The organism is Rhodanobacter sp. Root561 (assembly GCF_001427365.1).
In the GTDB taxonomy this organism is placed as follows: Bacteria; Pseudomonadota; Gammaproteobacteria; order Xanthomonadales; family Rhodanobacteraceae; genus Rhodanobacter.
Map to the genome: position 1 here is coordinate 1,219,078 of NZ_LMGH01000001.1, position 20,707 is coordinate 1,239,784.

Below are 20,707 nucleotides of genomic sequence, written 5' to 3' on the forward strand. Positions count from 1 at the left end.
GAATCACATCCATGGGCATCAAATGCGGCATCGTCGGTCTGCCCAATGTCGGCAAGTCCACCCTGTTCAACGCGCTGACCAAGGCCGGCATCGCGGCGGCGAATTTTCCGTTCTGCACGATCGAGCCGAACGTCGGCGTGGTGCCGGTGCCGGATCCGCGGCTGAATGCGTTGGCGGCCATCGTCAATCCGCAGAAGGTGATCCCGACTGCGGTGGAGTTCGTCGACATCGCCGGCCTGGTGGCTGGCGCGTCGAAGGGCGAGGGTCTGGGCAACAAGTTCCTGGCGCACATCCGCGAGGTCGACGCGATCGCCCACGTGGTGCGCTGCTTCGAAGGTGACGTGATCCACGTGGCCGGCAAGGTCGATCCGATCTCCGACATCGAGACGATCGACACCGAGCTGGCGCTGGCCGACCTGGAGTCGGTGGACAAGGCACTGAACCGCGCCGAGCGCGCGGCCAAGGCGAACGACAAGGAGGCGGTGGCCAAGAAGCCGGTGCTGCAGAAACTGTCCGCTGGCCTCAACGAAGGCAAGTCCGCGCGCAGCCTCGGGCTGGACGAGGAAGAGAAGGCGCTGGTGCGCGACCTGTTCCTGCTCACCTTGAAGCCGCTGATGTACATCGCCAACGTCGCCGACGACGGCTTCGAAAACAACCCGCTGCTGGACGCGGTGCGTGCGCGTGCCGCCACCGAGGGTGCCGAAGTGGTGCCGGTGTGCGCCGCGATCGAGGAAGAGATGGCGCAGCTCGACGACGCCGACCGCGACGAGTTCCTGAAGGACATGGGCCTGGACGAGCCGGGCCTGAACCGGGTGATCCGCGCGGGTTACAAATTGCTCGACCTGCAGACCTATTTCACCGCCGGCGTGAAGGAAGTGCGCGCGTGGCAGTTGCGACGCGGCTCCAGCGCACCGCAGGCGGCGGGCGTGATCCACAGCGATTTCGAGAAGGGCTTCATCCGCGCCGAGACGATCAGCTACGACGACTTCATCCAGTACAAGGGCGAAGCCGGCGCCGCCGCGGCCGGCCGACTGCGCAAGGAAGGCAAGGAATACGTCGTCAAGGACGGCGACGTGCTGCACTTCCTGTTCAACGTCTGACGCGGTTCCATCCATCGCGAAAAACAGCGCACTCCGGTGCGCTGTTTTTTGTGCGGTTCAGAGCGCGCTGCCGCCGAGCTTCCAGGTGAACTGCAGGTAGTAGCTGCGTCCGGCGGCGTCGAACCAGGACACGTCGTAATACGGATACGCCGTGTAGCTGGGGTCGCGTGGCGGCAGCTTGTCGAACAGGTTGTCCACCGCCAGCGACAGCTGCGCGTGATCGCTGAACTTGTATTGCAGCGTGGCGTTGTAGCGATAGGTGGCGTGCACCCAGGCCGCCTCGCCGGCGTCGGTGTCGACGATCTGGTCGTAGGAGTCGGAGTTCGGCAGTCGACCCAGGCGTGAGCCGAACAGCGTCGCCGACCAGGCCTTGCGTTCCCACGACACGCTGGCGCTGGTCTTCTCGCGGGGAATGTCGAAGCCGCTGTTGACGGCCAGCTCGTCCAGGGTCGGGTCGCCCGGGTATTGCTGGAACAGGTGGTTGCGCGTCCAGGTGTAGTTGCCGCTGAAGCGGAACGTGCCGATCGCGGTTTCCAGCTTGTAATGGCTGCTGACGTCGACGCCGCTGGTGCGTTCGTTGGCGACGTTGATCGGGTTGACGAAGATGCCGTACAGGCCGCCCGGGTCGACCGCGCTGTCCGCCGGGTAGCGGTTCACCCGCGCTATCGCGTCGATGCAGCTGGGCGAATTCGCATCCACCGCGTTGCCGTTCACGTCGCTGCCGATGCGGCAGCTGGCTTCCAGTTGCAGGATGCGGTCGGTGCTGAGGTCCTGCACCTGGTTCTGCATGCGGATGTTGAAGTAGTCGACCGAGAAATCCAGGTTCGGCGTGGGCGACCAGACGAAGCCGCCGGTCCACGAGGTGCTGGTTTCGGAGTCCAGGTCGCGATTGCCCTGGCGTGTGCGGATCAGGCCCTGGTCGGAATACGAGCAGTCGGTGATGTCCTCGTCAGGCTCTTCGGTGCGGCACAGGTAGTAGTCGTTGCCCGAAGTCTCGTCGTTGCCGATGCCGGAGTAGACGTAGTGCAGGTCCGGCGCGCGAAATGCGGTGCCGTAGGAGCCACGCACCAGCAGAGTATCCAGCGGGCGCCATTCCAGGCCGGTGCTCCAGGTCAGCTTGCCGGTCTTGTGGCCGGAGAAGCGGTACTGGTCGTAGCGACCGGCCACGCTCCAGTTGAGCGAATCCAGCAGCGGCATGCGCAGTTCGCCGGCGGCGGCCCAGCGGTTGCGGCTGCCGTGGCCGTCGGAGTCCTTCCAGCTGTAGTAGTAATACTGGGTGGCCAGCGGGTCGGGCTTGAGGTCGTAGGACTGGTTGCCGTACTCGACCACGCCGGCAAAACCGGCTGGCCCGGCCGGCAGGCTGAACAGCTCGGTGTTGGTCAGGGTGAACGCCAGCGTGTCGCTGCGCGACTCGGGGTGGTAGTTGGTGCGTGCGGTGATCGAGTCGTATTCGGCGCGGGTCAGCGGCGTGTACAGGCGGCTCGGGTCGGCGTCGAAGATCGGCAGACCGCTGTCGGCGTCCACGCCGAGCTGCGGGCCGAGGTAGAGGTCATTCGCCTTCGACGCGACGGTCTGCGGCCAGCTGATCAGCGCCTTGTACTGCGAGTGGCTCAGCGAGGCCTCGTAATCCCAGGCCTGGCCGAACGTGCCCTTGAAGCCGGTGGTGAGGCTGAAGGTCTTCTGGGTGTTCTCGATCATGCCGCGGCCGAGGCCGCCCATTTCCTCGGGCGTGAACTGGCGATACCAGTTCTCGATGCCGCCGCTGTGCGCGTTGTAGAAGTAACCGTCCTCGTTGCCGTCGGGCGCCTGGTAGTTCCACTGCTCGACGTCGCGAAACAATTTCACCTTGCTCCAGCCCAGCTGCATGTCGCCGAACCAGCTCAGGTTGTCGTTGATCTTCAGGTTGGTCGAGGTGTAGGTGTTGATGCCGCGGCGCTGGCTGAGGATGGTGCCGTAGCCGATCGACTCCGCGCTGCCGCAGAAATTGCCGTAGCGCGGCCGGTTCGCATACACCGTGGTGCCGCCGTTGAGATAGCCCAGCGCGTCGCAGGTGGCCTGACCCGGGTCGATGTAGTCGTCGTTCCAGTCGCCGTTGAGGAAGGTGCGCCGCGGTACCTGCGAGCGTTCGGTGGGCGCGTCGGCGGTGGAATCCTGGATCTTCCGGTCATAGGCCCACAGTGGCTTCTGGTCGATCAGCTCGGCGCCGAATACCAGGTTGAAATCGTCGTGCGAGAAGCCGGTGGAAAAGTTGAGCTTGGTCGAGGCGCCGCCGCCGCGGGTGGTGTCGCCGTAGCGCAGGTCGATGGTGGTGCCGTCGGCGTGGTCCTTCAGGATGAAGTTCACCACGCCGGAGATCGCGTCCGAACCGTAGACCGCCGAGGCGCTGCCGGTGAGCACCTCGATGCGGTCGATCATGCCGATCGGGATGTTGGAGACATCGGTGAAGTTGCTGCGGCCCTTGAACGGCATCGGAAAGTCGGCGATGCGGCGGCCGTTGACCAGCACCAGGGTGTGGTTGGGGCCGAGTCCGCGCAGGTCGACTTCCTCGGCGCCGGGCGAGAAGTCGGCGCCGCTGGAGGACTGCTGGCTCTGCGTCTCGCCGCTGTTCTGGGTGATCGCGCGCATCACGTCGGGCACGCTGGCGAAACCGCTGGCCTTGATGTCGTTGGCGGTGATCACGGTGACCGGCGCCGGCCCTTCGACCTGGGCGCGGGGGATGCGCGAGCCGGTGACCTGGACTTCGTCCAGCCGGGTGGCTTCCTGCGGGTCCGCGCTCGCGCCGCTGCGACTGCTGGCCGGCGTGGCCGACGAAGCCGGTCGAACCGATTGGCTGGCGCCCTTCACGATGACGACGGCGCCGGAGTCGTCGCGGTGGACGGTGAAGCCGGTGCCGGCGAGCAGGCGACCCAGCGCCTGGTCGGCCGACAGCGCGCCATGCACGCCGCCGGTGCGCAGGCCCTTCAGCTGATCCGCCTGATAGATGAACTGGGCGCCGGACTGGCGCGCCAGGCTGTCCAGGGCGGTGACCAGCTCACCGGCGGGAATGTCGATCTGCCGGACCGCATTGCCCTGGGCCGAGGCGAAGGCCGACACCGAACAGGCCATCACGAACAGCATGCCACGTAGCGAACGAACCATGGTCACCTCTCCCCAGGTGGGCGCGCGCGATGCGCGCCATGTGAAAGCCGGGACGAACGGCTGCGGCAAATCCCCCCTCGCGCGAACCTCAGCGGCGGCGCAGCACGATGTTGTCGCCCTGCTGCTGCGCCCTGATCGGGAAGCCCTGCGCCAGCAGGCGCACGAAGGCGTCGGTGTTGGACCAGCGGAAGTTGCCGCCCACCCGCATGTTGCCCACGCTGGTGTCGCCGATCACGATCTTGCGCGTGTTGTAGCGGTTGAACTCGGCGGCGGCGATGGCCAGTGGCGTGTCGTGAAAGCTGACGAAGCCGCTGCGCCAGCTGAGGTATTCCTCGGCCTGCTGGACCGGGCCGGAGCGCACCACCACGCCGGCATCGCTGGCCGTGGCGATGCTGCCGGCGGGCAGCAAGGTGGTGGGCTGGCGTTCGCCGTCGGGCCGGTTGTCCGACTCCAGCCGCACCAGGCCCTGGGTCACCACCACGCGCAGGTCGGCGGCGTCGCGGCGCACGGCGAAGCGGGTGCCCACGGCGATCACCCGGCGGCTGCCGGTGCTGACCACGAAAGGCCGGGCGCGATCCTTGGCCACGGCAAAGAACGCCTCGCCACGCTGCAGGTCGATGTGGCGTTCGCCGTGGGACAGGGTGACCAGCATGCGGCTGTCGCTGCTCAGCGTGACGGTCGAGCCGTCGGCCAGCGGCACCTCCTGCAAGCCGCCGATCGCGGTCTGGTAGGAAGCCTGGTCGACCGCGGTGTAATGGCGCCAGCCCAGCGCCAGCGACACGACCAGGGCGAGCATCGCCGCCGCGGCGAACAGGCGCAGCCAGCGGCGCGACCCCGCACGGCTGCCTCGTTCCGGCTCGGCACGATCCCGCGTCGTGGTGGGCACCTCGTCTTCGCCATGCGACGCGTGCGCCCAACTGCCGCGTGCGGGCACCACGCCCGGCGCCATGCCGGCGCCGAGCGCCTGCAGCCGGCCGCTCTGTCGCCACGCGGCATCCAGCCGGAGAAAGGCGACCTGGTGCGCGACCGCCTCATCCAGCCAGGCGTCGAGCTGCTGCTGGTCGCGCGCGCTCCAGCCGCCGGCGTCGCGTCGCGCCAGCCAGGCAGCGGCGACCTGCTCAATCTCCCTGCTGCTGGCCATGTCCGTTCCCGTCATTGGCTTCCATGATCCGGTCGCGGCGCGCGCGATGCGTCGGCGTGCCGCCATAGAAGTATTCGGCGATCAGGCGCGAGCCCTTGGCGACCTGCTTTTCCACGGTCTTCTCGCTGATGCCCATGCGTGCTGCGACCTGCTTTTGCGACAGTTCCTCGACCCGGCGCAGCCAGACCACTTCCCGGCAACGGTCGGGCAGGCGGTCGAAGGCGCTGGCCAAGTGCCGCAGTTCCTGCCGCGCGCTCATCCGGTGTTCCGGCGACAACTCGTCTATCAGGACGTTCAGCGCGTCCAGATCACCCACGGCATCGATCGAGACGACCCGACTGCGGCGCAGGCGATCGGTCATCAGGTGGCGCGCGGTGGTGAACATGAAGGACTTCGGTTGCGCTGGGCGCGCCTTCGCCGCGGCCTCGTAGACGCGTACGTAGATCTCCTGGCGCAGGTCGTGGATCTCGTCGCGATGGAACCAGCTGCGTAAGAGGTAACGCATCAGCGCGCCTTCGTGCACGAGGATTTCGCGGGCAAACCAGTTGTTGAGGGAGTCGTCCACGCTGGCGACGATAGCGCCAATGCCGGCGGGAAACACCTTGTCCGAAGGCATGGGGGATCGGCCGTCCAGCTTCGTCCCGGATCAGGTGTGTGCCCGCTGTCTGCGCGGGTGGAACTGCCCGGAGAGACCCCGATGACGACCTTGCTCCAGCGGTTCGCCGCGCCGTCGCGCCACCTGCTTTGCCTGCTCGTCCTGTTGCTTGCGCCGTGGCTGGTGATGGCGCAGGCGGGCGTGCCGGATGCCGCTGCGCGCCATGGCTACGAGTATTACCGGATCGGCCATCCGGAGGCGGTTCGCCCCGCCGCGACCGAGCCGGCACTGATGTTGATGGGCGGCGGGGAGTGGCCGCACAAGGCGTTCGCCTGGTTCGCCGCGAAGGGTGGCCACGGGCATTTCGTGATATTGCGCGCCTCCGGCGACGACGGCATGCAGAAGGAACTGTTCAACGAAGTCGGCGGCGTGGCCTCGGTGCAGACGCTGGTCTTCCACGATCGCGCCGCCGCCAGCGATCCACGGGTGCTGGACATCGTGCGGCACGCGGACGGCATCTTCATCGCCGGCGGCGACCAGGCCAACTACGTGCGGTTCTGGAAGGGCACGCCGCTCGGCGCGCTGTTGAACGAGCACGTGGCGCACGGCAAGCCGATCGGCGGCACCAGCGCGGGGCTCGCCATTCTCGGCGCTCATGCCTATGGCGCGATGGATGGCGGCAGCATCACCTCGAAGGAGGCGATGCGCGACCCGCTGGGCAAGGCGATGACCCTGGTCGGCGATTTCATGCACCTGCCCAACATGCAGCAGGTGATCACCGACACCCACTTCCACGCCCGCGACCGGCTCGGCCGGCTGATTGCGTTCGTGGCCAACCTGCGCCACGCGGGCCATGCCGACATCGTCGGCCTGGGCGTGGATCAGGATGCGGCGCTGTGCGTGGACGGTGACGGCATCGGGCGGCTGTTCACCATCGACAACGGCTTCGCCTGGCTGGTGCAGCCGAAGGGAGCGCCCGAACGGATTGCGGCCGGCAAACCGCTCGACTACCCGGGTACGCGCGTCACCGGCGTGGGCACGCAAAGCCGGATCGACCTGAAGCGTCTCGCGGTCAGCCGGCCGGTGTTCGAAGCCGTCGCCGACGTGCGCGACGGCGAGCTGACCCTGCGCGGCGAGCACGCACCGCTGCTGGTGATCCACGGCGGCGCGGGCGTGGAGCGGGCGGGCATGACGCCGCAGATCGAAGCCGGCGCCCGTGCCGCGATGGAGCTGGCATTGCGCAAGGGTTACGCGGAACTCAAGGCCGGCAAGGCCGCGACCGACGCGGTGACGGCGGCGATCGTCGTGCTGGAGGACGATCCGCTGTTCAACGCCGGCAGGGGCGCGGTGTTCACCCATGACGGCAGGAACGAGCTGGATGCCTCGATCATGGATGGTTCGGCGCTGGCCGCCGGCGCGGTGGCGGAGGTCCATCGCGTGAAGCATCCGATCCTGCTGGCGCGCGCGGTGATGGAGCATTCGCCGCACGTGATGATGGTCGGCGACGGCGCGGAGAAATTCGCCACGGAGCAGGGATTCGAGCTGGTCGATCCGGCGTACTTCCGCACCGAGCGGCGCTGGCTGGAACTGCAGAAGGCGCTGAAGGAAGACGCCGCAGGCGTGCCGCTGCCCGAACGGCTGCGCGCGCTGAAACATTTCGGCACCGTCGGCGCCGTGGCGCGCGACGGCCAAGGCCGCCTGGCCGCCGGCACCTCGACCGGCGGCATGACCGACAAGCGCTACGGCCGGGTCGGCGATTCGCCGATCGTGGGCGCGGGCACCTATGCGAACGTGGCCTGCGCGGTTTCAGGCACGGGCTGGGGCGAGTACTACATCCGCGTTTCGGCAGCGCGCGAGATCTGCCTGCGCATGACCGAATTGCACGAGTCGGCGGAGCAGGCCGGCAAGGCGGTGATCAACGACGAGATCCCGCAGATGGGCGGCGACGGCGGCGCGATCATCCTGGGCGCCGATGGCAGCACGGCGATGCCGTTCAACACCGAGGGCATGTACCGGGGCTGGATCGGCGCCGACGGCGTGCCGCACGTGGCGATCTACGACAACGATCCACTGGCGCTGCCGCCACCCACGCCTTGAACGGCATGGGTCAGGCGTCGTCGCCTTCGGTGATCTGCCGCTGCATGCGGTCCAGATAGGCGTCGAGCTCCTGCGTGCTGGTGAACACCTCGTTCACCGGCACCGCCTTGACGATGTCGAACACCTTGCGCACCTGCGCCTGCGGGTTCAGCAACAGGGTGTGGCCGCCGCGGGCGCGCATGCTCTTGCGCACCTTGGCGAAGCTGCGCAGGCCGGCACTGCTGATGTAGGTCAGTCCGGCCAGGTCGATCACCACGGTGCCGCCATCGGGCAGCTGCGGCAGCAGGGCGAGCATGGCCTCATCGAGTTCGCCGAAGGTCATCGCATCGAGGCGCCCACCGACTTGCACGACGGCGCGATCGGGGGCGGAGAATTCACTGTGCAGGCTGAGCGTCATGGTGAAGATTCATCCTGGGTCGGGTAGGCGAAGCGAAGCAGCAGGTGGTTGCCTTGCGCATCCCGTGTATAGCGCATTTCGTCGGTCATGGTACGCGCGAGATGGATGCCGAGACCGCCGACCCGTTCGCGATCGGCCAGGTCGCCGGTGAGGACGGGATCGGCGCATTGCAGCGGGTCGAAGGCGACGCCGTCGTCGATCAGCTCGACCGTGACGGCATCCGCCAGGGGCTGCAACCGAAGGCCGATCTGGCCGGGCTGGCCATCGGGATAGCCGTATTCGACCGTGTTGACCATCAGCTCCTCCAGCACCAGGCGCATGTCACCGCACAACGACGCCGGGGTGCCGGCGTCCTGCAGCAACTGCTCGCAGCGGTCGAGCGCGGTGAAAACCTCCGGCAGCCGGTTGTCGATGGTCATCTCGGTGGCCTTGAGCGCCGAGCCGTGCCAGCTCAGTGCCAGCAGGGTGATGTCGTCGGCCTGCGGCGCATCGGCCACGAAGCGGTCCACGTCGCCCAGCAGGCGCTCGATGTAGGTGGCCGTGGCTGCCGTCGGCGGAACCTGCGCGAGACTTTCCACGGTGCGTTCGATGCCGTACATCTGCTCGTCGTGGTCGCTGGCTTCGGTGATGCCGTCGGTGTACATCAGCAGCGTTTCGCCCCGGCCCAGGCGCAGGACGTGTTCCGGATAATCCGAATCCTCGTACAGGCCGAGCACCGCCCCGGTGGGAAATTCCAGCACCTGTGGCGCGCCACGGCCACACAGGATCGGCGGCTCGTGGCCGGCGCTGGCCAGCACCAGGCTGCCGCTGCCGGTGTCTAGCAGGCCGCAAAGCAGGGTGACGAACATGCAACTGTCGTTGCCGCGGCACAGTTCGAGGTTGAGCAGCCGCAGCAGGTTCTGCGGTGTCTGCGCGCGCGGCGCCAGCGCCTTGGCCAGGGTGATCGTCTGCGCCATGAACAGGGCCGCCGGGATGCCCTTGTCCGAGACGTCGCCGACCATCACGAAGAAGCGCTGCGGGTCGAGCATGAAATAGCTGTAGAGATCGCCACCGACCGCTCGCGCGGGACGCAGCGCGGCGTGCAGTTCGAACTGCGCGCAGACGGCGTCCAAGTAATGCGCATTCGGCAGCAGGCCGAGCTGGATCTGGTGGGCGATCTCCAGTTCGCTGGCCAGTCGCTGTTTTTCCCGTGCGACCCGGGCCAGGTCCTCCAGGTGCAGGGCCAGTTCGCGACGCATCTGGTCGAAGGATTCGGTGAGACGGCCCACTTCATCGGGGCGGCGGGCCACCGGCAGTTCGAAATCCAGTTCGCCACGGGCGACGTGCTCTGCACGGTCGGCCAGCACGCCGAGCGGCGCCATCGTGCGGCGGATCGTCAGCAGCGTGATCAGCGCCACGCCGAGCATGGCCAGCAGGCCCAGGGCGAGGCTCAATTGGAAGATGTGTCGCACGCTGGCGTAGATCTGGTATTCCGGCACCACCAGGCCGAGCCGCCAGCGGGTGCCTTGGATCGGGGCGGAGTAGACCCATACCGGTCCCCGGGCCCGCCTGTTCTGCGCCACCGGCAGGCGCATGGAGCCCGCATGATCGCTGGCCAGTGCGTCGAGCAGGGCGGTGGCGCCCCGCTGGCCGACCAGTTCCGGATTGTCGTGCGCCAGGTAATTGCCGTCGCTGTCCAGCACGAAGGCGTAGGCGCCCGGCGGCTTGTCCAGGCTGCCGAGAATCCGGTGCAGCCAGTTGAGCGTGACATCGGCGTTGATGATGCCGATCGGGTGCCCGTCGCGTTCGATCGTGGTGGAGTAATTGACCAGCTGGCGATGCCGCGACTGCGAAAAGAACGGTCGCTGCCAGCAGCCGCCGGCACAGCCAAGGCCGCCGAGGAACCAGTTGCTGTTCCAGTAGGGATTGGCGTCATGTGACAGGTCGCGGCTGCTCAGCGAACCATCGTCCAGGCGGTTCACGAAAGGTGAATAGGGTGGAGCGCTTGCGGGATTCGGCGAGGGCCTGAACACCGCAGCCAGGCCGTCCATGTCCAGGTTGGCGGCCAGGGTATCCCGCAACAGCGGTTCGGCGTTGCCCTGGCGGGTGGCAACTATCGCGGCAAGCATCTGCGCCGAAACGACAATGCGATCGATGCGGGCCTGGATCTGGCTGCCTGCGTTGGCGGCCAGGGCGGCTGCCTCATGGTGTGTGTGCTGCAGGATCTGCGCGCGGGTCAGGGCAAGCAGCAGGCCGCCGATGGCGCCGAGCACGAGGGTGGAGCCGACGAGAACCCACCATGCCGTCCGCGATGCGATGCTGCGCAAGACCATTGGAATTCCCTGGCGTCCTTGCCAAGCATCTAGCCATGAAGCGAAGCCGGCCGCAAGCCGATGGCCATGCGCGGTGACAGAGGAGCGACACGGCAAGACTGGACAGGCAGGGCATAATTGCGGTCTACCACTTCGCCGACGAGATGCCAGCCCATGCCCGGACAACAGCACGAAGTGACCTTCCGCTTCCTCGCCCAGCCCACCGATGTCAATTTCGGTGGCAAGGTGCATGGCGGCATGGCGATGAAGTGGATCGATCAGGCCGGCTACGCCTGTGCGGTGGCGTGGAGCGGGGCCTATTGCGTCACCGTCTCGGTCAGCGGCATCCAGTTCGTGGCGCCGATCCTGATCGGCGACCTGGTCACCGTGCGAGCGCGCCTGATCCACACCGGCACGTCGAGCATGCATCTCGCCGTGGACGTGCTGGCCAACGACCTGCGCAGGGACGAGCGGCGCCTGGCCACCAGCTGCGTGATGGTCTTCGTGGCGCTGGACAGTCCGGATGGCAAGCCCACGCCGGTGCCGCACTGGGAGCCGCGCGACGCCGCCGAGCGGCGACTGCAGGCACAGGCCAGGCGGCTGCTCGAGGCGTCGAAGGACATGGAGCAGCTGGTTCGCCTCAACGCTACTTCGACGGACTGAACGCAGCGACAAAAAAACGTCGCTGCAGGTGAAATTCACGTCGGCAGGTGTTGACAGTTCGAGGCCTGATCCACACAATACGCGTTCTTTGTTGGAGGGATACCCAAGCGGCCAACGGGGGCAGACTGTAAATCTGCTGGCTTACGCCTTCGGTGGTTCGAATCCACCTCCCTCCACCAGCTTGAATACCCCGGTAATCAAGTTTGTAGAGATCTGACAAGCAGGGCCATGGAGGTGGATGAGATCCGCCGTCGTGGTTCGACAAAATCGCCTGGAGCGATTTTGAACGCGACGCGAAAGCGGCGCGGCCCCGGAGGGGCGGAGGGCAGGATGCCCGGAGTGATCCACCTCCCTCCACCAGCAAGAGTTCCGCGCCAGGCGGGAGTAGTTCAATGGTAGAACATCAGTTTTCCAAACTGATTACGCGGGTTCGATTCCCGCCTTCCGCTCCATTGCTCTGCAAGTGTCAGGCGCTGTTGATCGAGGCAGTAAGTGCGTAGATCGACGCTTTTTTGAATGGTCCGGCAGGATGCCGGTCTGAAGTCACCATCAGGGACGATGGATGAAATACACCACGCTCATGTAGCTCAGTCGGTAGAGCACTTCCTTGGTAAGGAAGAGGTCACAGGTTCGATTCCTGTTATGAGCACCAATTCAGGCCAGTCCGGCCAGCCCCGAAGGGGCAGTTTCTTCAATTCATCGACTCCATCGGGGTGTAGCGCGCATGGCAAAGGGTAAATTCGAACGCACCAAGCCGCACGTCAACGTCGGCACGATTGGTCACGTGGACCACGGCAAGACGACGCTGACGGCCGCACTGANCATGGCAAAGGGTAAATTCGAACGCACCAAGCCGCACGTCAACGTCGGCACGATTGGTCACGTGGACCACGGCAAGACGACGCTGACGGCCGCACTGACGAAGGTCGGGGCGGAACGTTTCGGTGGCGAGTTCAAGGACTACAGCGCGATCGACGCGGCGCCGGAAGAGAAGGCGCGCGGCATCACGATCTCGACCGCCCACGTGGAATACGAGTCGCCGCTGCGCCACTACGCGCACGTGGATTGCCCGGGCCATGCCGACTACGTGAAGAACATGATCACCGGTGCGGCGCAGATGGACGGCGCGATCCTGGTGTGCTCGGCCGCTGACGGCCCGATGCCGCAGACCCGCGAACACATCCTGCTGTCGCGCCAGGTCGGCGTGCCGTACATCGTGGTCTACCTGAACAAGGCGGACATGGTGGACGACGCCGAGCTGCTGGAACTGGTCGAGATGGAAGTGCGCGAGCTGCTGTCGAARTACGAGTTCCCGGGCGACGACACCCCGATGATCCACGGTTCGGCCAAGCTGGCGCTGGAAGGCGACCAGAGCGACATCGGCGTGCCGTCGATCATCAAGCTGGTGGACGCGCTGGACAGYTACATCCCGGAGCCGGTGCGCACGATCGACAAGCCGTTCCTGATGCCGGTGGAAGACGTGTTCTCGATCTCGGGCCGCGGCACCGTGGTGACCGGTCGTATCGAGCGCGGCATCATCAAGGTGGGCGACGAAATCGAAGTGGTCGGCATCCGYGACACGCAGAAGACGACCGTCACGGGCGTGGAAATGTTCCGCAAGCTGCTGGACCAGGGTCAGGCGGGCGACAACGCCGGTCTGCTGCTGCGCGGCCTGAAGCGTGACGACGTGGAGCGTGGYCAGGTGCTGGCCAAGCCGGGCACGATCACCCCGCACACCGACTTCGAGGCCGAGGTCTATGTGCTGTCGAAGGACGAGGGTGGCCGTCATACGCCGTTCTTCAAGGGCTACCGSCCGCAGTTCTACTTCCGCACCACCGACGTGACCGGCGCCTGCCAGTTGCCGGAAGGCGTGGAGATGGTGATGCCGGGTGACAACGTGAAGATGGTGGTGAGCCTGATCCACCCGATCGCGATGGACGAAGGCCTGCGTTTCGCCATCCGCGAAGGCGGCCGCACCGTCGGCGCCGGCGTGGTGGCCAAGGTCATCAAGTAANCTGATCCACCCGATCGCGATGGACGAAGGCCTGCGTTTCGCCATCCGCGAAGGCGGCCGCACCGTCGGCGCCGGCGTGGTGGCCAAGGTCATCAAGTAAGAAAAAGCGGGGAACGGGGAACGGAGCGAGCCAAAGCCGCGTTCCCCGTTCCCCGGCACCTGTAAGCCAGTAACCCGATCGGCAAGGTGGTGATCTCCGGATCGCGCTACACCCCCTTCACTTGTTGAAGTTTTGTCGGTATACTTGGCAGCTCACTCGTCAGCCAGACATGTTTTGGCTGACCTACCGCGAAATGAGACACAGGATGTGTTTCGAGTTCGCTGGCCGTGGATCGGCCCTCGCAAGTCGACGTGATGACAGGGCAAATCCTGTCGACACGTCATTTTGCGCGAGATTCGGATTGTGCCAGGCGAGCGTTCCGTTGCTCGCCTGGCGTTTTTCAGAGGGGTCATGCAGTTCACCGCGCGACGCCGATGCAGTGGCAAAAGGTAGTGCGGGGCGGTGAGAAGCCGCTTCGTTTCACATTACGTTCTTTAGACAACAGGACACGGTTATGGCGAACCAGAAGATTCGGATTCGGCTGAAAGCGTACGATCATCGACTGATCGACCGCTCCGCCAGCGAGATCGTCGAGACGGCAAAGCGCACGGGTGCCACGGTACTCGGCCCGATTCCGCTTCCGACCAAGATCGAGCGTTACACCATTCTGACGTCGCCGCACGTCGACAAGGATGCACGCGACCAGTACGAGACCCGTACCCACAAGCGTGTGCTCGACATCGTCGACCCGAACGACAAGACCGTGGACGCGCTCATGAAGCTTGATCTCGCCGCTGGCGTCGATGTTCAGATCAAGCTCGGTTGAGCGACAGACAGGATACGAATATGAGTATCGGATTGGTTGGCCGCAAATGCGGCATGAGCCGGCTCTTCACTGAAGATGGCCGCTCGATTCCGGTGACGCTGATCGAAGCGACGCCGAACCGGGTGACCCAGCTGAAGACGGACGATAACGATGGCTACAGCGCCGTCCAGGTTTCCGCGGGCAGCAAGCGCGCAAACCTCCTGACGCAGCCGCTGAAGGGCCACTACGCGAAGGCGAAGGTCGAGCCGGGTCGTGGCTTGTGGGAATTCCGCGTGTCTGCCGATGACCTCGGCAAGTACGAAGTGGGCGCCGAGATCAAGGCTGACGACGTGTTCACCGTCGGCCAGATCGTCGATGTCGCCGGCGTGTCGAAGGGCAAGGGCTTCCAGGGCACGATCAAGCGCTGGAACTTCAAGATGGGTGATGCCACCCACGGTAACTCGCTGTCGCATCGTGCGCCGGGCTCCATCGGCCAGCGCCAGACCCCGGGCCGCGTGTTCCCGGGCAAGAAGATGTCCGGGCACATGGGTGCGGTCAACCGCACGCAGCAGGGTCTGGAAGTGGTCAAGGTCGACGCCGAGCGTCATCTGATTGCGGTGAAGGGCGCGGTGCCGGGTGCAACCGGTGGCGACGTCATCATCCGCCCGACGACGAAGAGCTGAGGAGAGACGCCATGGAACTCAATGTTATTGGCGCCAAGCCGCTCAGCGTGTCGGACGAAGTGTTCGGCGGCGAGTACAAGAAGGCCCTGGTCCACCAGGTCGTGATCGCCTACCAGGCGGCCGGTCGTGCAGGTACCCAGTCGCAGCTGTCGCGCGGCCAGATGTCCGGCACCACCAAGAAGTTCAAGAAGCAGAAGGGCGGTGGCGCCCGTCACGGCGACTATCGCGCTCCGATCTTTGTCGGCGGCGGTCGTGCGTTCGCGGCAAAGCCCCGCAGCTACGAGCAGAAGGTCAACCGCAAGGCGTACCGCGTCGCGATTCGCTCGATCTTCTCCGAGCTGGCCCGTCAGGGTCGCCTGAAGGTTGTCGAGAGCTTCGGCGTCGAGTCCCCGAAGACCTCGTTGATGGTTGCCAAGCTGGCCGAGCTGGAAGTTTCCGGTCGCGTGCTGCTGGTGTCCGAAGACGCCTCCGAGGCAGTGTTCCTGGCTGCCCGCAACATCCCCTACATCCATGTGCTGGATGTGATGGGTCTGAACCCGGTCAGCCTGGTCGGTTCCGACCATGTGGTGATGACGGTTGACGCCGTGAAGAAGGTCGAGGAGTGGCTGGCATGAACAACGAACGCATTCTCGACACGCTGCGCGCGCCGCACATCTCCGAGAAATCGGCGCGTCTCGCCGAGCACAACCAGTACGTATTCGTGGTCGCCCCCACGGCAACCAAGGCCGATGTCCGTTCTGCCGTGGAGAAGCTGTTCGACGTCAAGGTCGAACAGGTGAACCTCGTCAACACCAAGGGCAAGGTCAAAGCCTTTCGTCAACGCGCTGGCAGCCGCCAGGGCAAGCGCAAGGCCTACGTGCGTCTTGCCGATGGCCAGACCATCGACGTCGCCGCCAAGGCCTGAGCCAGGAGTTCTGTGAGATGGCACTAATCAACCACAAGCCGACCTCGCCGGGTCGTCGCGACGCAGTCAGCGTCAAGACGGAAGGCCTGTACAAGGGCGCGCCGTACGCGGCGTTGACCGAGTCACAGTCCCGCACCGGCGGCCGCAACCACCACGGTCGCATCACCGTGCGTCATCGTGGCGGCGGTCACAAGCAGCATTACCGCATCATCGATTTCAAGCGCGACAAGGAAGGCATCGCCGCCCGCGTCGAGCGCATCGAATACGATCCGAACCGCACCGCGCACATCGCGTTGCTGTGCTACGCCGACGGCGAGCGTCGTTACATCATCGCGCCGAAGGGCGTGCAGGTGGACGATCGCCTGGTGTCCGGTCGTGACGCGCCGATCAAGGCTGGCAACTGCCTGCAGCTGCGCAACATCCCGATGGGCAGCACCATTCACTGCATCGAACTGCGTCCGGGCAAGGGCGCGCAGATCGCCCGCAGCGCCGGCGCCTCCGTGCAGCTGGTGGCCCGTGAGTCCGGCTACGCCACGTTGCGTCTTCGCTCCGGGGAGATGCGTCGCGTCTCGGTCGATTGCCGCGCCACCATCGGTGAAGTCGGCAACGGCGAGCACAGCCTGAAGAAGCTCGGCAAGGCCGGCGCCAAGCGCTGGCTGGGTATTCGCCCGACCGTTCGCGGTGTGGTGATGAACCCGGTCGACCATCCGCACGGTGGTGGTGAAGGCAAGACCTCCGGCGGTCGTCATCCGGTCAGCCCGTGGGGCACGCCGGCCAAGGGTTACAAGACCCGTAACAACAAGCGCACGCAGCAGTTCATCGTGCGTCGTCGTACCAAGTAACAGGAAGCCGACATGCCTCGCTCTTTGAAGAAAGGTCCGTTCGTCGACCTTCACCTCGTAAAGAAGGTGGAAGCTGCGGTTTCCGCCAACAACAAGCGCCCGATCAAGACCTGGTCGCGTCGCTCGATGATCCTGCCGGAAATGGTCGGCTTGACCATCGCCATCCACAACGGCCGTCAGCACGTGCCCGTCCTGATCAACGAGAACATGGTCGGGCACAAGCTCGGCGAGTTCGCGGTGACCCGCACGTTCAAAGGCCATGTCGGCGACAAGAAGGGCAAGTGATGAGCACTGAAGCCAAAGCGATCCTGCGCGGCGCCCGCATTTCGGCGCAAAAGGCACGCCTGGTGGCTGATCTCGTCCGCGGGCTTCCCGTGGGCCGGGCCAGCGACGTGCTCACCTATACCAACAAGAAGGCCGCACACCTTGTCCGCAAGGTGCTGCTGTCGGCCGTCGCCAACGCCGAGAACAATCTCGGCGCCGACGTCGACGAGCTGAAAGTGGCCAGCATCTTCGTCGACGAAGGTCCGGCGATGAAGCGCATGTATGCCCGCGCCAAAGGCCGCGGTTCGCGCATTCTCAAGCGCACCAGCCACATCACTGTGGTTGTTGGTAACTGACCGGGGACATAGACGATGGGTCATAAAGTTCATCCCACCGGTATCCGCCTCGGCATTGCCAAGGACTGGAACTCGAAGTGGTACGCCAACAAGGGCGATTACGCGAAGTATCTCGTGGCCGACATCAAGGTCCGCGACATGCTGAAGAAGAAGCTGGCTGCCGCCGGCATCTCGAAGATCCAGATCGAGCGTCCGGCCAAGACCGCACGCGTGACGATCCACACCGCCCGTCCGGGCGTGGTGATCGGCAAGAAGGGCGAGGATATCGAGAAGCTGCGCAAGGAAGTCAGCGACATGATGGGCGTTCCGACGCACATCAACGTCAATGAAGTGCGCAAGCCCGAGCTGGACGCGCAGCTGGTTGCCGAGTCGATCGCGCAGCAGCTGGAGCGTCGCATCATGTTCCGCCGCGCGATGAAGCGCTCGGTCGGCAACGCGATGCGCCTGGGCGCCCTGGGCATCAAGATCAACGTTTCCGGTCGTCTGAACGGTGCCGAGATCGCCCGTTCCGAGTGGGCTCGCGAAGGTAGGGTGCCGCTGCACACGCTGCGCGCCGACATCGACTACGGCACGGCCGAGGCGAAAACCACCTACGGCATCATCGGCATCAAGGTCTGGGTCTACAAGGGCGAGATCTTCGATCTGGCCGCTGCCAGCCAGGAGTCGAAGGACGAGCCGTCGCAGCCGCGCCGCGAAGGTGGCGAAGGTCGTCGTAACGATTCGCGTCGCGAGGCCGGTGACGGCCGCCGCGAGCGGTCTGCGAAGTAAGGAGAGTTGCCATGTTGCAACCTAAGCGAACCAAATACCGCAAACAGTTCAAGGGCCGCAACGACGGTCTGGCTCAGTGCTCCAACCTCGTCAGCTTTGGCGAGTACGGCCTGAAGGCGACGACCCACGGTGCGCTCACCGCGCGCCAGATCGAAGCCGCCCGTCGTTGCATCACCCGCTTCGTCAAGCGTGGCGGCAAGTTGTGGATCCGTGTGTTCCCCGACAAGCCGATCACCAAGAAGCCCATCGAAGTCCGCATGGGCGCCGGCAAGGGCAGCGTCGAGTTCTGGGTCGCTCCGATCCAGCCTGGTCGCATGCTTTACGAGATCGAGGGCGTCGACGAGACGACGGCACGCGAGGCGTTCCGCCTGGCCGCCGCCAAGCTCTCGGTGCAGACCCAGTTTGTGACCCGGGCGGTGATGTGATGGCCAGCAAAGATATCAACAACCAGTCGGCCGACGAGCTGAAGCAGCATCTGCTGGACCTGCGCAAGGAGCAGTTCAATCTGCGCATGCAGAAGGGTTCCGGCCAGCTTACCCAGCCGCACCAGCTGCGCCGCGTTCGGCGCGACATCGCCCGCACGAAGTTCGTGCTCGGCAGCAAGAAGTAAGGGACGGCCGACATGAGCGACAACCAGATTCAATCTGACAAGAAGCAGACGCGTACCCTCGAAGGTCGCGTCACCAGCAACAAGATGGACAAGACGGTTACCGTCCTGGTCGAGCGTCAGGAGCAGCATTGGCTGCTCGGCAAGATCATCCGCCGGTCGACCAAGCTGCATGCGCAGGACGACCTGGGTGCGAACGAGGGTGACCTCGTGCGTATCGCCGAGTGCCGTCCATTGTCCAAGACCAAACATCACCGCGTGGTCGAGATCATCACGCGCGCCAACGTCTAAGGGAGGGTGCAGACATGATCCAGATGCAAAGCACGCTTTCCGCAGCGGACAACAGCGGCGCGAAGGAATTGATGTGCATCAAGGTGCTCGGCGGCTCCAAGCGTCGTTACGCCGCGATCGGTGACGTCATCAAGGTCACCGTGAAGGATGCGATTCCCCGCGGCAAGGTCAAGAAGGGCGAGGTGTACAATGCCGTGGTGGTTCGCACCGCCAAGGGTGTCCGCCGTCCCGATGGTTCGCTGATCCGTTTCGACGGCAATGCAGCGGTCCTCCTCAACAACAAGCTCGAGCCGATCGGTACCCGTATTTTCGGGCCGGTCACCCGCGAGCTGCGCAGCGAGAAGTTCATGAAGATCGTCTCGCTTGCGCCCGAAGTGCTCTGAGCGGAGTCAAGATATGAACCGTATCCGCAAGGGTGATCAGGTCCTCGTGATCACCGGCAAGAACAAGGGTCAGCGCGGCGACGTGCTGCGTGTTGCAGGCGAGCGTGTATTCGTCTCCAACGTGAACCTGGTCAAGCGCCACACCAAGCCGAATCCGCAGGCCAATCAGGCCGGTGGCATCGTCGAGCGTGAGGCCTCGATCCATCTCTCCAATGTGCAGCTGTTCAACCCCGCCACGAACAAGGGTGAACGCGTCGGCACCAAAACGCTCGAAGATGGGCGCAAGGTCCGCGTGTTCCGTTCGAATGGCGAGGTCGTGGACGCGTAAGGAATCACGATCATGACCCGCCTCGAAAATTTCTACAAAGAGAAGGTAGTCGCCAAGCTCACCGAGCAGTTCGGCTACCAGAACGTGATGCAGGTTCCCCGCATCACCAAGATCACGCTGAACATGGGCGTGGGTGAAGCTGCCGGCAACAAGAAGATCCTGGAGAACGCCGTGGCCGACATGGCCAAGCTCTCGGGTCAGAAGCCGATCACGACCAAGGCCCGCGTTTCGGTGGCCTCGTTCAAGATCCGCGACGGCTGGCCGATCGGCTGCAAGGTCACCTTGCGTCGCGCCCAGATGTGGGAGTTCATGGATCGCCTGATCAACATCTCGCTGCCGCGCGTGCGCGACTTCCGTGGTGTCTCGGCGAAGGCCTTCGACGGCCGTGGCAACTACAACTTCGGCATCAAGGAACAGATCATCTTCCCTGAGATCGACTTCGACCAGGTTGACGCGCTGCGCGGCATGGATATCTCCATCGCCACCACCGCCAAGACCGACGAAGAGGCGAAAGCCCTGCTGGCAGCGTTCAGCTTCCCGTTCCGCAATTAATCGATCATCCGTGATCGAAAAACCGGCCATCCATGGCCGGACTCTTAAAAAAGAGAATTGATAAAACATGGCCAAGACATCAATGGTGAACCGCGATATCAAGCGGACCAAACTCGTCGAGAAGTTCGCCGCCAAGCGCGCCGAGCTGAAGGCGATCGTGCTGAGCCCCAAGGCCTCCTACGAGGAGAAGATGGAAGCTCAGACCAAGCTGCAGAAGCTGCCGCGCGATGCGAGTCCGGTGCGCCAGCGTACCCGTTGCGCGCTGACCGGTCGTCCGCGTGCGGTCTATGCGAAGTTCGGCCTGGGCCGCAACAAGCTGCGTGAAGCGACCATGCGCGGTGACGTGCCGGGTCTGCGCAAGGCCAGCTGGTAACCCAACAACGTTCCGCACTGACGGGCGGGCAGATTGCCCGCCCGTCGTGGTCGGCCGCAACGGTTGTTGCGGCTG

24 protein-coding genes, 3 tRNA genes, 1 other RNA gene and 2 pseudogenes are annotated in these 20,707 nt (G+C 65.0%); 25 read left to right on the top strand and 5 right to left on the bottom strand.

Annotated features, from left to right (window positions below):
* Window positions 1-11: 11 nt before the first annotated feature.
* Window positions 12-1,100, top strand: coding sequence for a redox-regulated ATPase YchF (gene ychF / locus ASD55_RS05230; protein ID WP_056764187.1), 1,089 nt, complete (start codon window positions 12-14; stop codon window positions 1,098-1,100).
* Between the two features lie 57 nt (window positions 1,101-1,157).
* On the opposite strand, the gene ASD55_RS05235 is transcribed toward ychF, so the two are convergent.
* The 3 genes from ASD55_RS05235 to ASD55_RS05245 form a co-directional block, all read right to left on the bottom strand.
* Complete coding sequence (locus ASD55_RS05235; RefSeq protein ID WP_082542645.1) at window positions 1,158-4,238, bottom strand: TonB-dependent receptor; 3,081 nt, start codon at window positions 4,236-4,238, stop codon at window positions 1,158-1,160.
* 88 nt (window positions 4,239-4,326) lie between these two features.
* Window positions 4,327-5,379, bottom strand: coding sequence for a FecR domain-containing protein (locus ASD55_RS05240; protein ID WP_056764189.1), 1,053 nt, complete (start codon window positions 5,377-5,379; stop codon window positions 4,327-4,329).
* Window positions 5,357-5,944 (bottom strand): sigma-70 family RNA polymerase sigma factor, encoded by a 588-nt coding sequence (locus ASD55_RS05245; RefSeq protein WP_343123465.1) that lies wholly within the window; start codon window positions 5,942-5,944, stop codon window positions 5,357-5,359. Before ASD55_RS05245 ends, ASD55_RS05240 begins: the two co-directional genes overlap by 23 nt.
* Window positions 5,945-6,370: 426 nt before the next feature.
* Between ASD55_RS05245 and ASD55_RS18785 the strand changes: the two are divergent.
* Both ASD55_RS18785 and ASD55_RS18790 read left to right on the top strand, forming a co-directional pair.
* Window positions 6,371-6,877: pseudogene (locus ASD55_RS18785) on the top strand (cyanophycinase); the annotation flags it as partial.
* Window positions 6,878-7,057: 180 nt separating this feature from the next.
* Window positions 7,058-8,071: an isoaspartyl peptidase/L-asparaginase gene (locus tag ASD55_RS18790; protein ID WP_056764499.1), complete on the top strand. Its 1,014-nt coding sequence runs from the start codon at window positions 7,058-7,060 to the stop codon at window positions 8,069-8,071.
* Window positions 8,072-8,081: 10 nt separating this feature from the next.
* On the opposite strand, the gene ASD55_RS05255 is transcribed toward ASD55_RS18790, so the two are convergent.
* Both ASD55_RS05255 and ASD55_RS05260 read right to left on the bottom strand, forming a co-directional pair.
* Window positions 8,082-8,468, bottom strand: coding sequence for an STAS domain-containing protein (locus tag ASD55_RS05255; RefSeq protein WP_056764190.1), 387 nt, complete (start codon window positions 8,466-8,468; stop codon window positions 8,082-8,084).
* A complete protein-coding gene (locus ASD55_RS05260) occupies window positions 8,465-10,780 on the bottom strand; it encodes a SpoIIE family protein phosphatase (RefSeq protein ID WP_056764192.1) in 2,316 nt (771 codons plus the stop codon). Before ASD55_RS05260 ends, ASD55_RS05255 begins: the two co-directional genes overlap by 4 nt.
* 153 nt (window positions 10,781-10,933) lie before the next feature.
* Here ASD55_RS05260 and ASD55_RS05265 point away from each other — a divergent pair, with 153 nt between their 5' ends.
* The 22 genes and pseudogenes from ASD55_RS05265 (at window position 10,934) to rpsN (ending at window position 20,632) form a co-directional block, all read left to right on the top strand.
* Window positions 10,934-11,422 carry an acyl-CoA thioesterase gene (locus ASD55_RS05265; RefSeq protein WP_056764193.1) on the top strand — a complete coding sequence of 163 codons (489 nt, stop codon included), beginning with the start codon at window positions 10,934-10,936 and terminating at the stop codon, window positions 11,420-11,422.
* Between the two features lie 93 nt (window positions 11,423-11,515).
* Window positions 11,516-11,601, top strand: a tRNA-Tyr gene (locus ASD55_RS05270).
* 38 nt (window positions 11,602-11,639) lie between these two features.
* Window positions 11,640-11,782, top strand: a non-coding RNA gene (locus ASD55_RS17960) — RtT sRNA.
* 18 nt (window positions 11,783-11,800) lie between these two features.
* Window positions 11,801-11,874: transfer RNA gene (locus ASD55_RS05275), tRNA-Gly, on the top strand.
* A gap of 124 nt (window positions 11,875-11,998) precedes the next feature.
* A tRNA-Thr gene (locus tag ASD55_RS05280) sits at window positions 11,999-12,074 on the top strand.
* A 170-nt stretch (window positions 12,075-12,244) separates the two neighbouring features.
* A pseudogene (tuf, locus tag ASD55_RS05285) lies at window positions 12,245-13,436 on the top strand (elongation factor Tu); the annotation flags it as partial.
* 4 nt (window positions 13,437-13,440) lie between these two features.
* A complete protein-coding gene (locus tag ASD55_RS17965) occupies window positions 13,441-13,536 on the top strand; it encodes a hypothetical protein (RefSeq protein WP_255357463.1) in 96 nt (31 codons plus the stop codon).
* A gap of 454 nt (window positions 13,537-13,990) precedes the next feature.
* On the top strand, window positions 13,991-14,302 hold the full coding sequence (gene rpsJ, locus ASD55_RS05290; RefSeq protein WP_007082173.1) for a 30S ribosomal protein S10: 312 nt from the start codon (window positions 13,991-13,993) through the stop codon (window positions 14,300-14,302).
* Between the two features lie 20 nt (window positions 14,303-14,322).
* On the top strand, window positions 14,323-14,964 hold the full coding sequence (gene rplC / locus ASD55_RS05295) for a 50S ribosomal protein L3 (protein WP_007808204.1): 642 nt from the start codon (window positions 14,323-14,325) through the stop codon (window positions 14,962-14,964).
* An 11-nt stretch (window positions 14,965-14,975) separates the two neighbouring features.
* Window positions 14,976-15,578 (top strand): 50S ribosomal protein L4, encoded by a 603-nt coding sequence (gene rplD, locus ASD55_RS05300; RefSeq protein WP_007808203.1) that lies wholly within the window; start codon window positions 14,976-14,978, stop codon window positions 15,576-15,578.
* Window positions 15,575-15,868 (top strand): 50S ribosomal protein L23, encoded by a 294-nt coding sequence (gene rplW, locus ASD55_RS05305; RefSeq protein ID WP_007808202.1) that lies wholly within the window; start codon window positions 15,575-15,577, stop codon window positions 15,866-15,868. The genes rplD and rplW overlap by 4 nt, the downstream gene beginning before the upstream one ends.
* Window positions 15,869-15,885: 17 nt before the next feature.
* Window positions 15,886-16,710 carry a 50S ribosomal protein L2 gene (gene rplB, locus ASD55_RS05310; protein WP_007808200.1) on the top strand — a complete coding sequence of 275 codons (825 nt, stop codon included), beginning with the start codon at window positions 15,886-15,888 and terminating at the stop codon, window positions 16,708-16,710.
* 12 nt (window positions 16,711-16,722) lie between these two features.
* The gene (rpsS, locus tag ASD55_RS05315) at window positions 16,723-16,995 is read left to right on the top strand and encodes a 30S ribosomal protein S19 (protein ID WP_007082178.1); all 273 of its coding nucleotides are present in this window, start codon (window positions 16,723-16,725) and stop codon (window positions 16,993-16,995) included.
* Window positions 16,995-17,330 carry a 50S ribosomal protein L22 gene (gene rplV / locus ASD55_RS05320; RefSeq protein WP_007513348.1) on the top strand — a complete coding sequence of 112 codons (336 nt, stop codon included), beginning with the start codon at window positions 16,995-16,997 and terminating at the stop codon, window positions 17,328-17,330. The genes rpsS and rplV overlap by 1 nt, the downstream gene beginning before the upstream one ends.
* A gap of 15 nt (window positions 17,331-17,345) precedes the next feature.
* Window positions 17,346-18,098 carry a 30S ribosomal protein S3 gene (gene rpsC / locus ASD55_RS05325; RefSeq protein ID WP_007808196.1) on the top strand — a complete coding sequence of 251 codons (753 nt, stop codon included), beginning with the start codon at window positions 17,346-17,348 and terminating at the stop codon, window positions 18,096-18,098.
* Window positions 18,099-18,109: 11 nt separating this feature from the next.
* Entirely contained in the window at window positions 18,110-18,523 is a 414-nt protein-coding gene (rplP, locus tag ASD55_RS05330; protein ID WP_007808195.1) for a 50S ribosomal protein L16, read from the top strand.
* Complete coding sequence (gene rpmC, locus ASD55_RS05335) at window positions 18,523-18,708, top strand: 50S ribosomal protein L29 (RefSeq protein ID WP_007808194.1); 186 nt, start codon at window positions 18,523-18,525, stop codon at window positions 18,706-18,708. Before rplP ends, rpmC begins: the two co-directional genes overlap by 1 nt.
* Window positions 18,709-18,720: 12 nt before the next feature.
* Window positions 18,721-18,996, top strand: coding sequence for a 30S ribosomal protein S17 (rpsQ, locus tag ASD55_RS05340; protein WP_056714870.1), 276 nt, complete (start codon window positions 18,721-18,723; stop codon window positions 18,994-18,996).
* 14 nt (window positions 18,997-19,010) lie between these two features.
* Window positions 19,011-19,379 (top strand): 50S ribosomal protein L14, encoded by a 369-nt coding sequence (gene rplN, locus ASD55_RS05345; protein ID WP_007513359.1) that lies wholly within the window; start codon window positions 19,011-19,013, stop codon window positions 19,377-19,379.
* 13 nt (window positions 19,380-19,392) lie between these two features.
* Entirely contained in the window at window positions 19,393-19,707 is a 315-nt protein-coding gene (gene rplX / locus ASD55_RS05350; RefSeq protein WP_007082185.1) for a 50S ribosomal protein L24, read from the top strand.
* A 9-nt stretch (window positions 19,708-19,716) separates the two neighbouring features.
* A complete protein-coding gene (gene rplE, locus ASD55_RS05355; RefSeq protein ID WP_193385070.1) occupies window positions 19,717-20,259 on the top strand; it encodes a 50S ribosomal protein L5 in 543 nt (180 codons plus the stop codon).
* Window positions 20,260-20,326: 67 nt separating this feature from the next.
* On the top strand, window positions 20,327-20,632 hold the full coding sequence (gene rpsN, locus ASD55_RS05360) for a 30S ribosomal protein S14 (RefSeq protein WP_007808191.1): 306 nt from the start codon (window positions 20,327-20,329) through the stop codon (window positions 20,630-20,632).
* The last annotated feature ends 75 nt before the right edge of the window (window positions 20,633-20,707 follow it).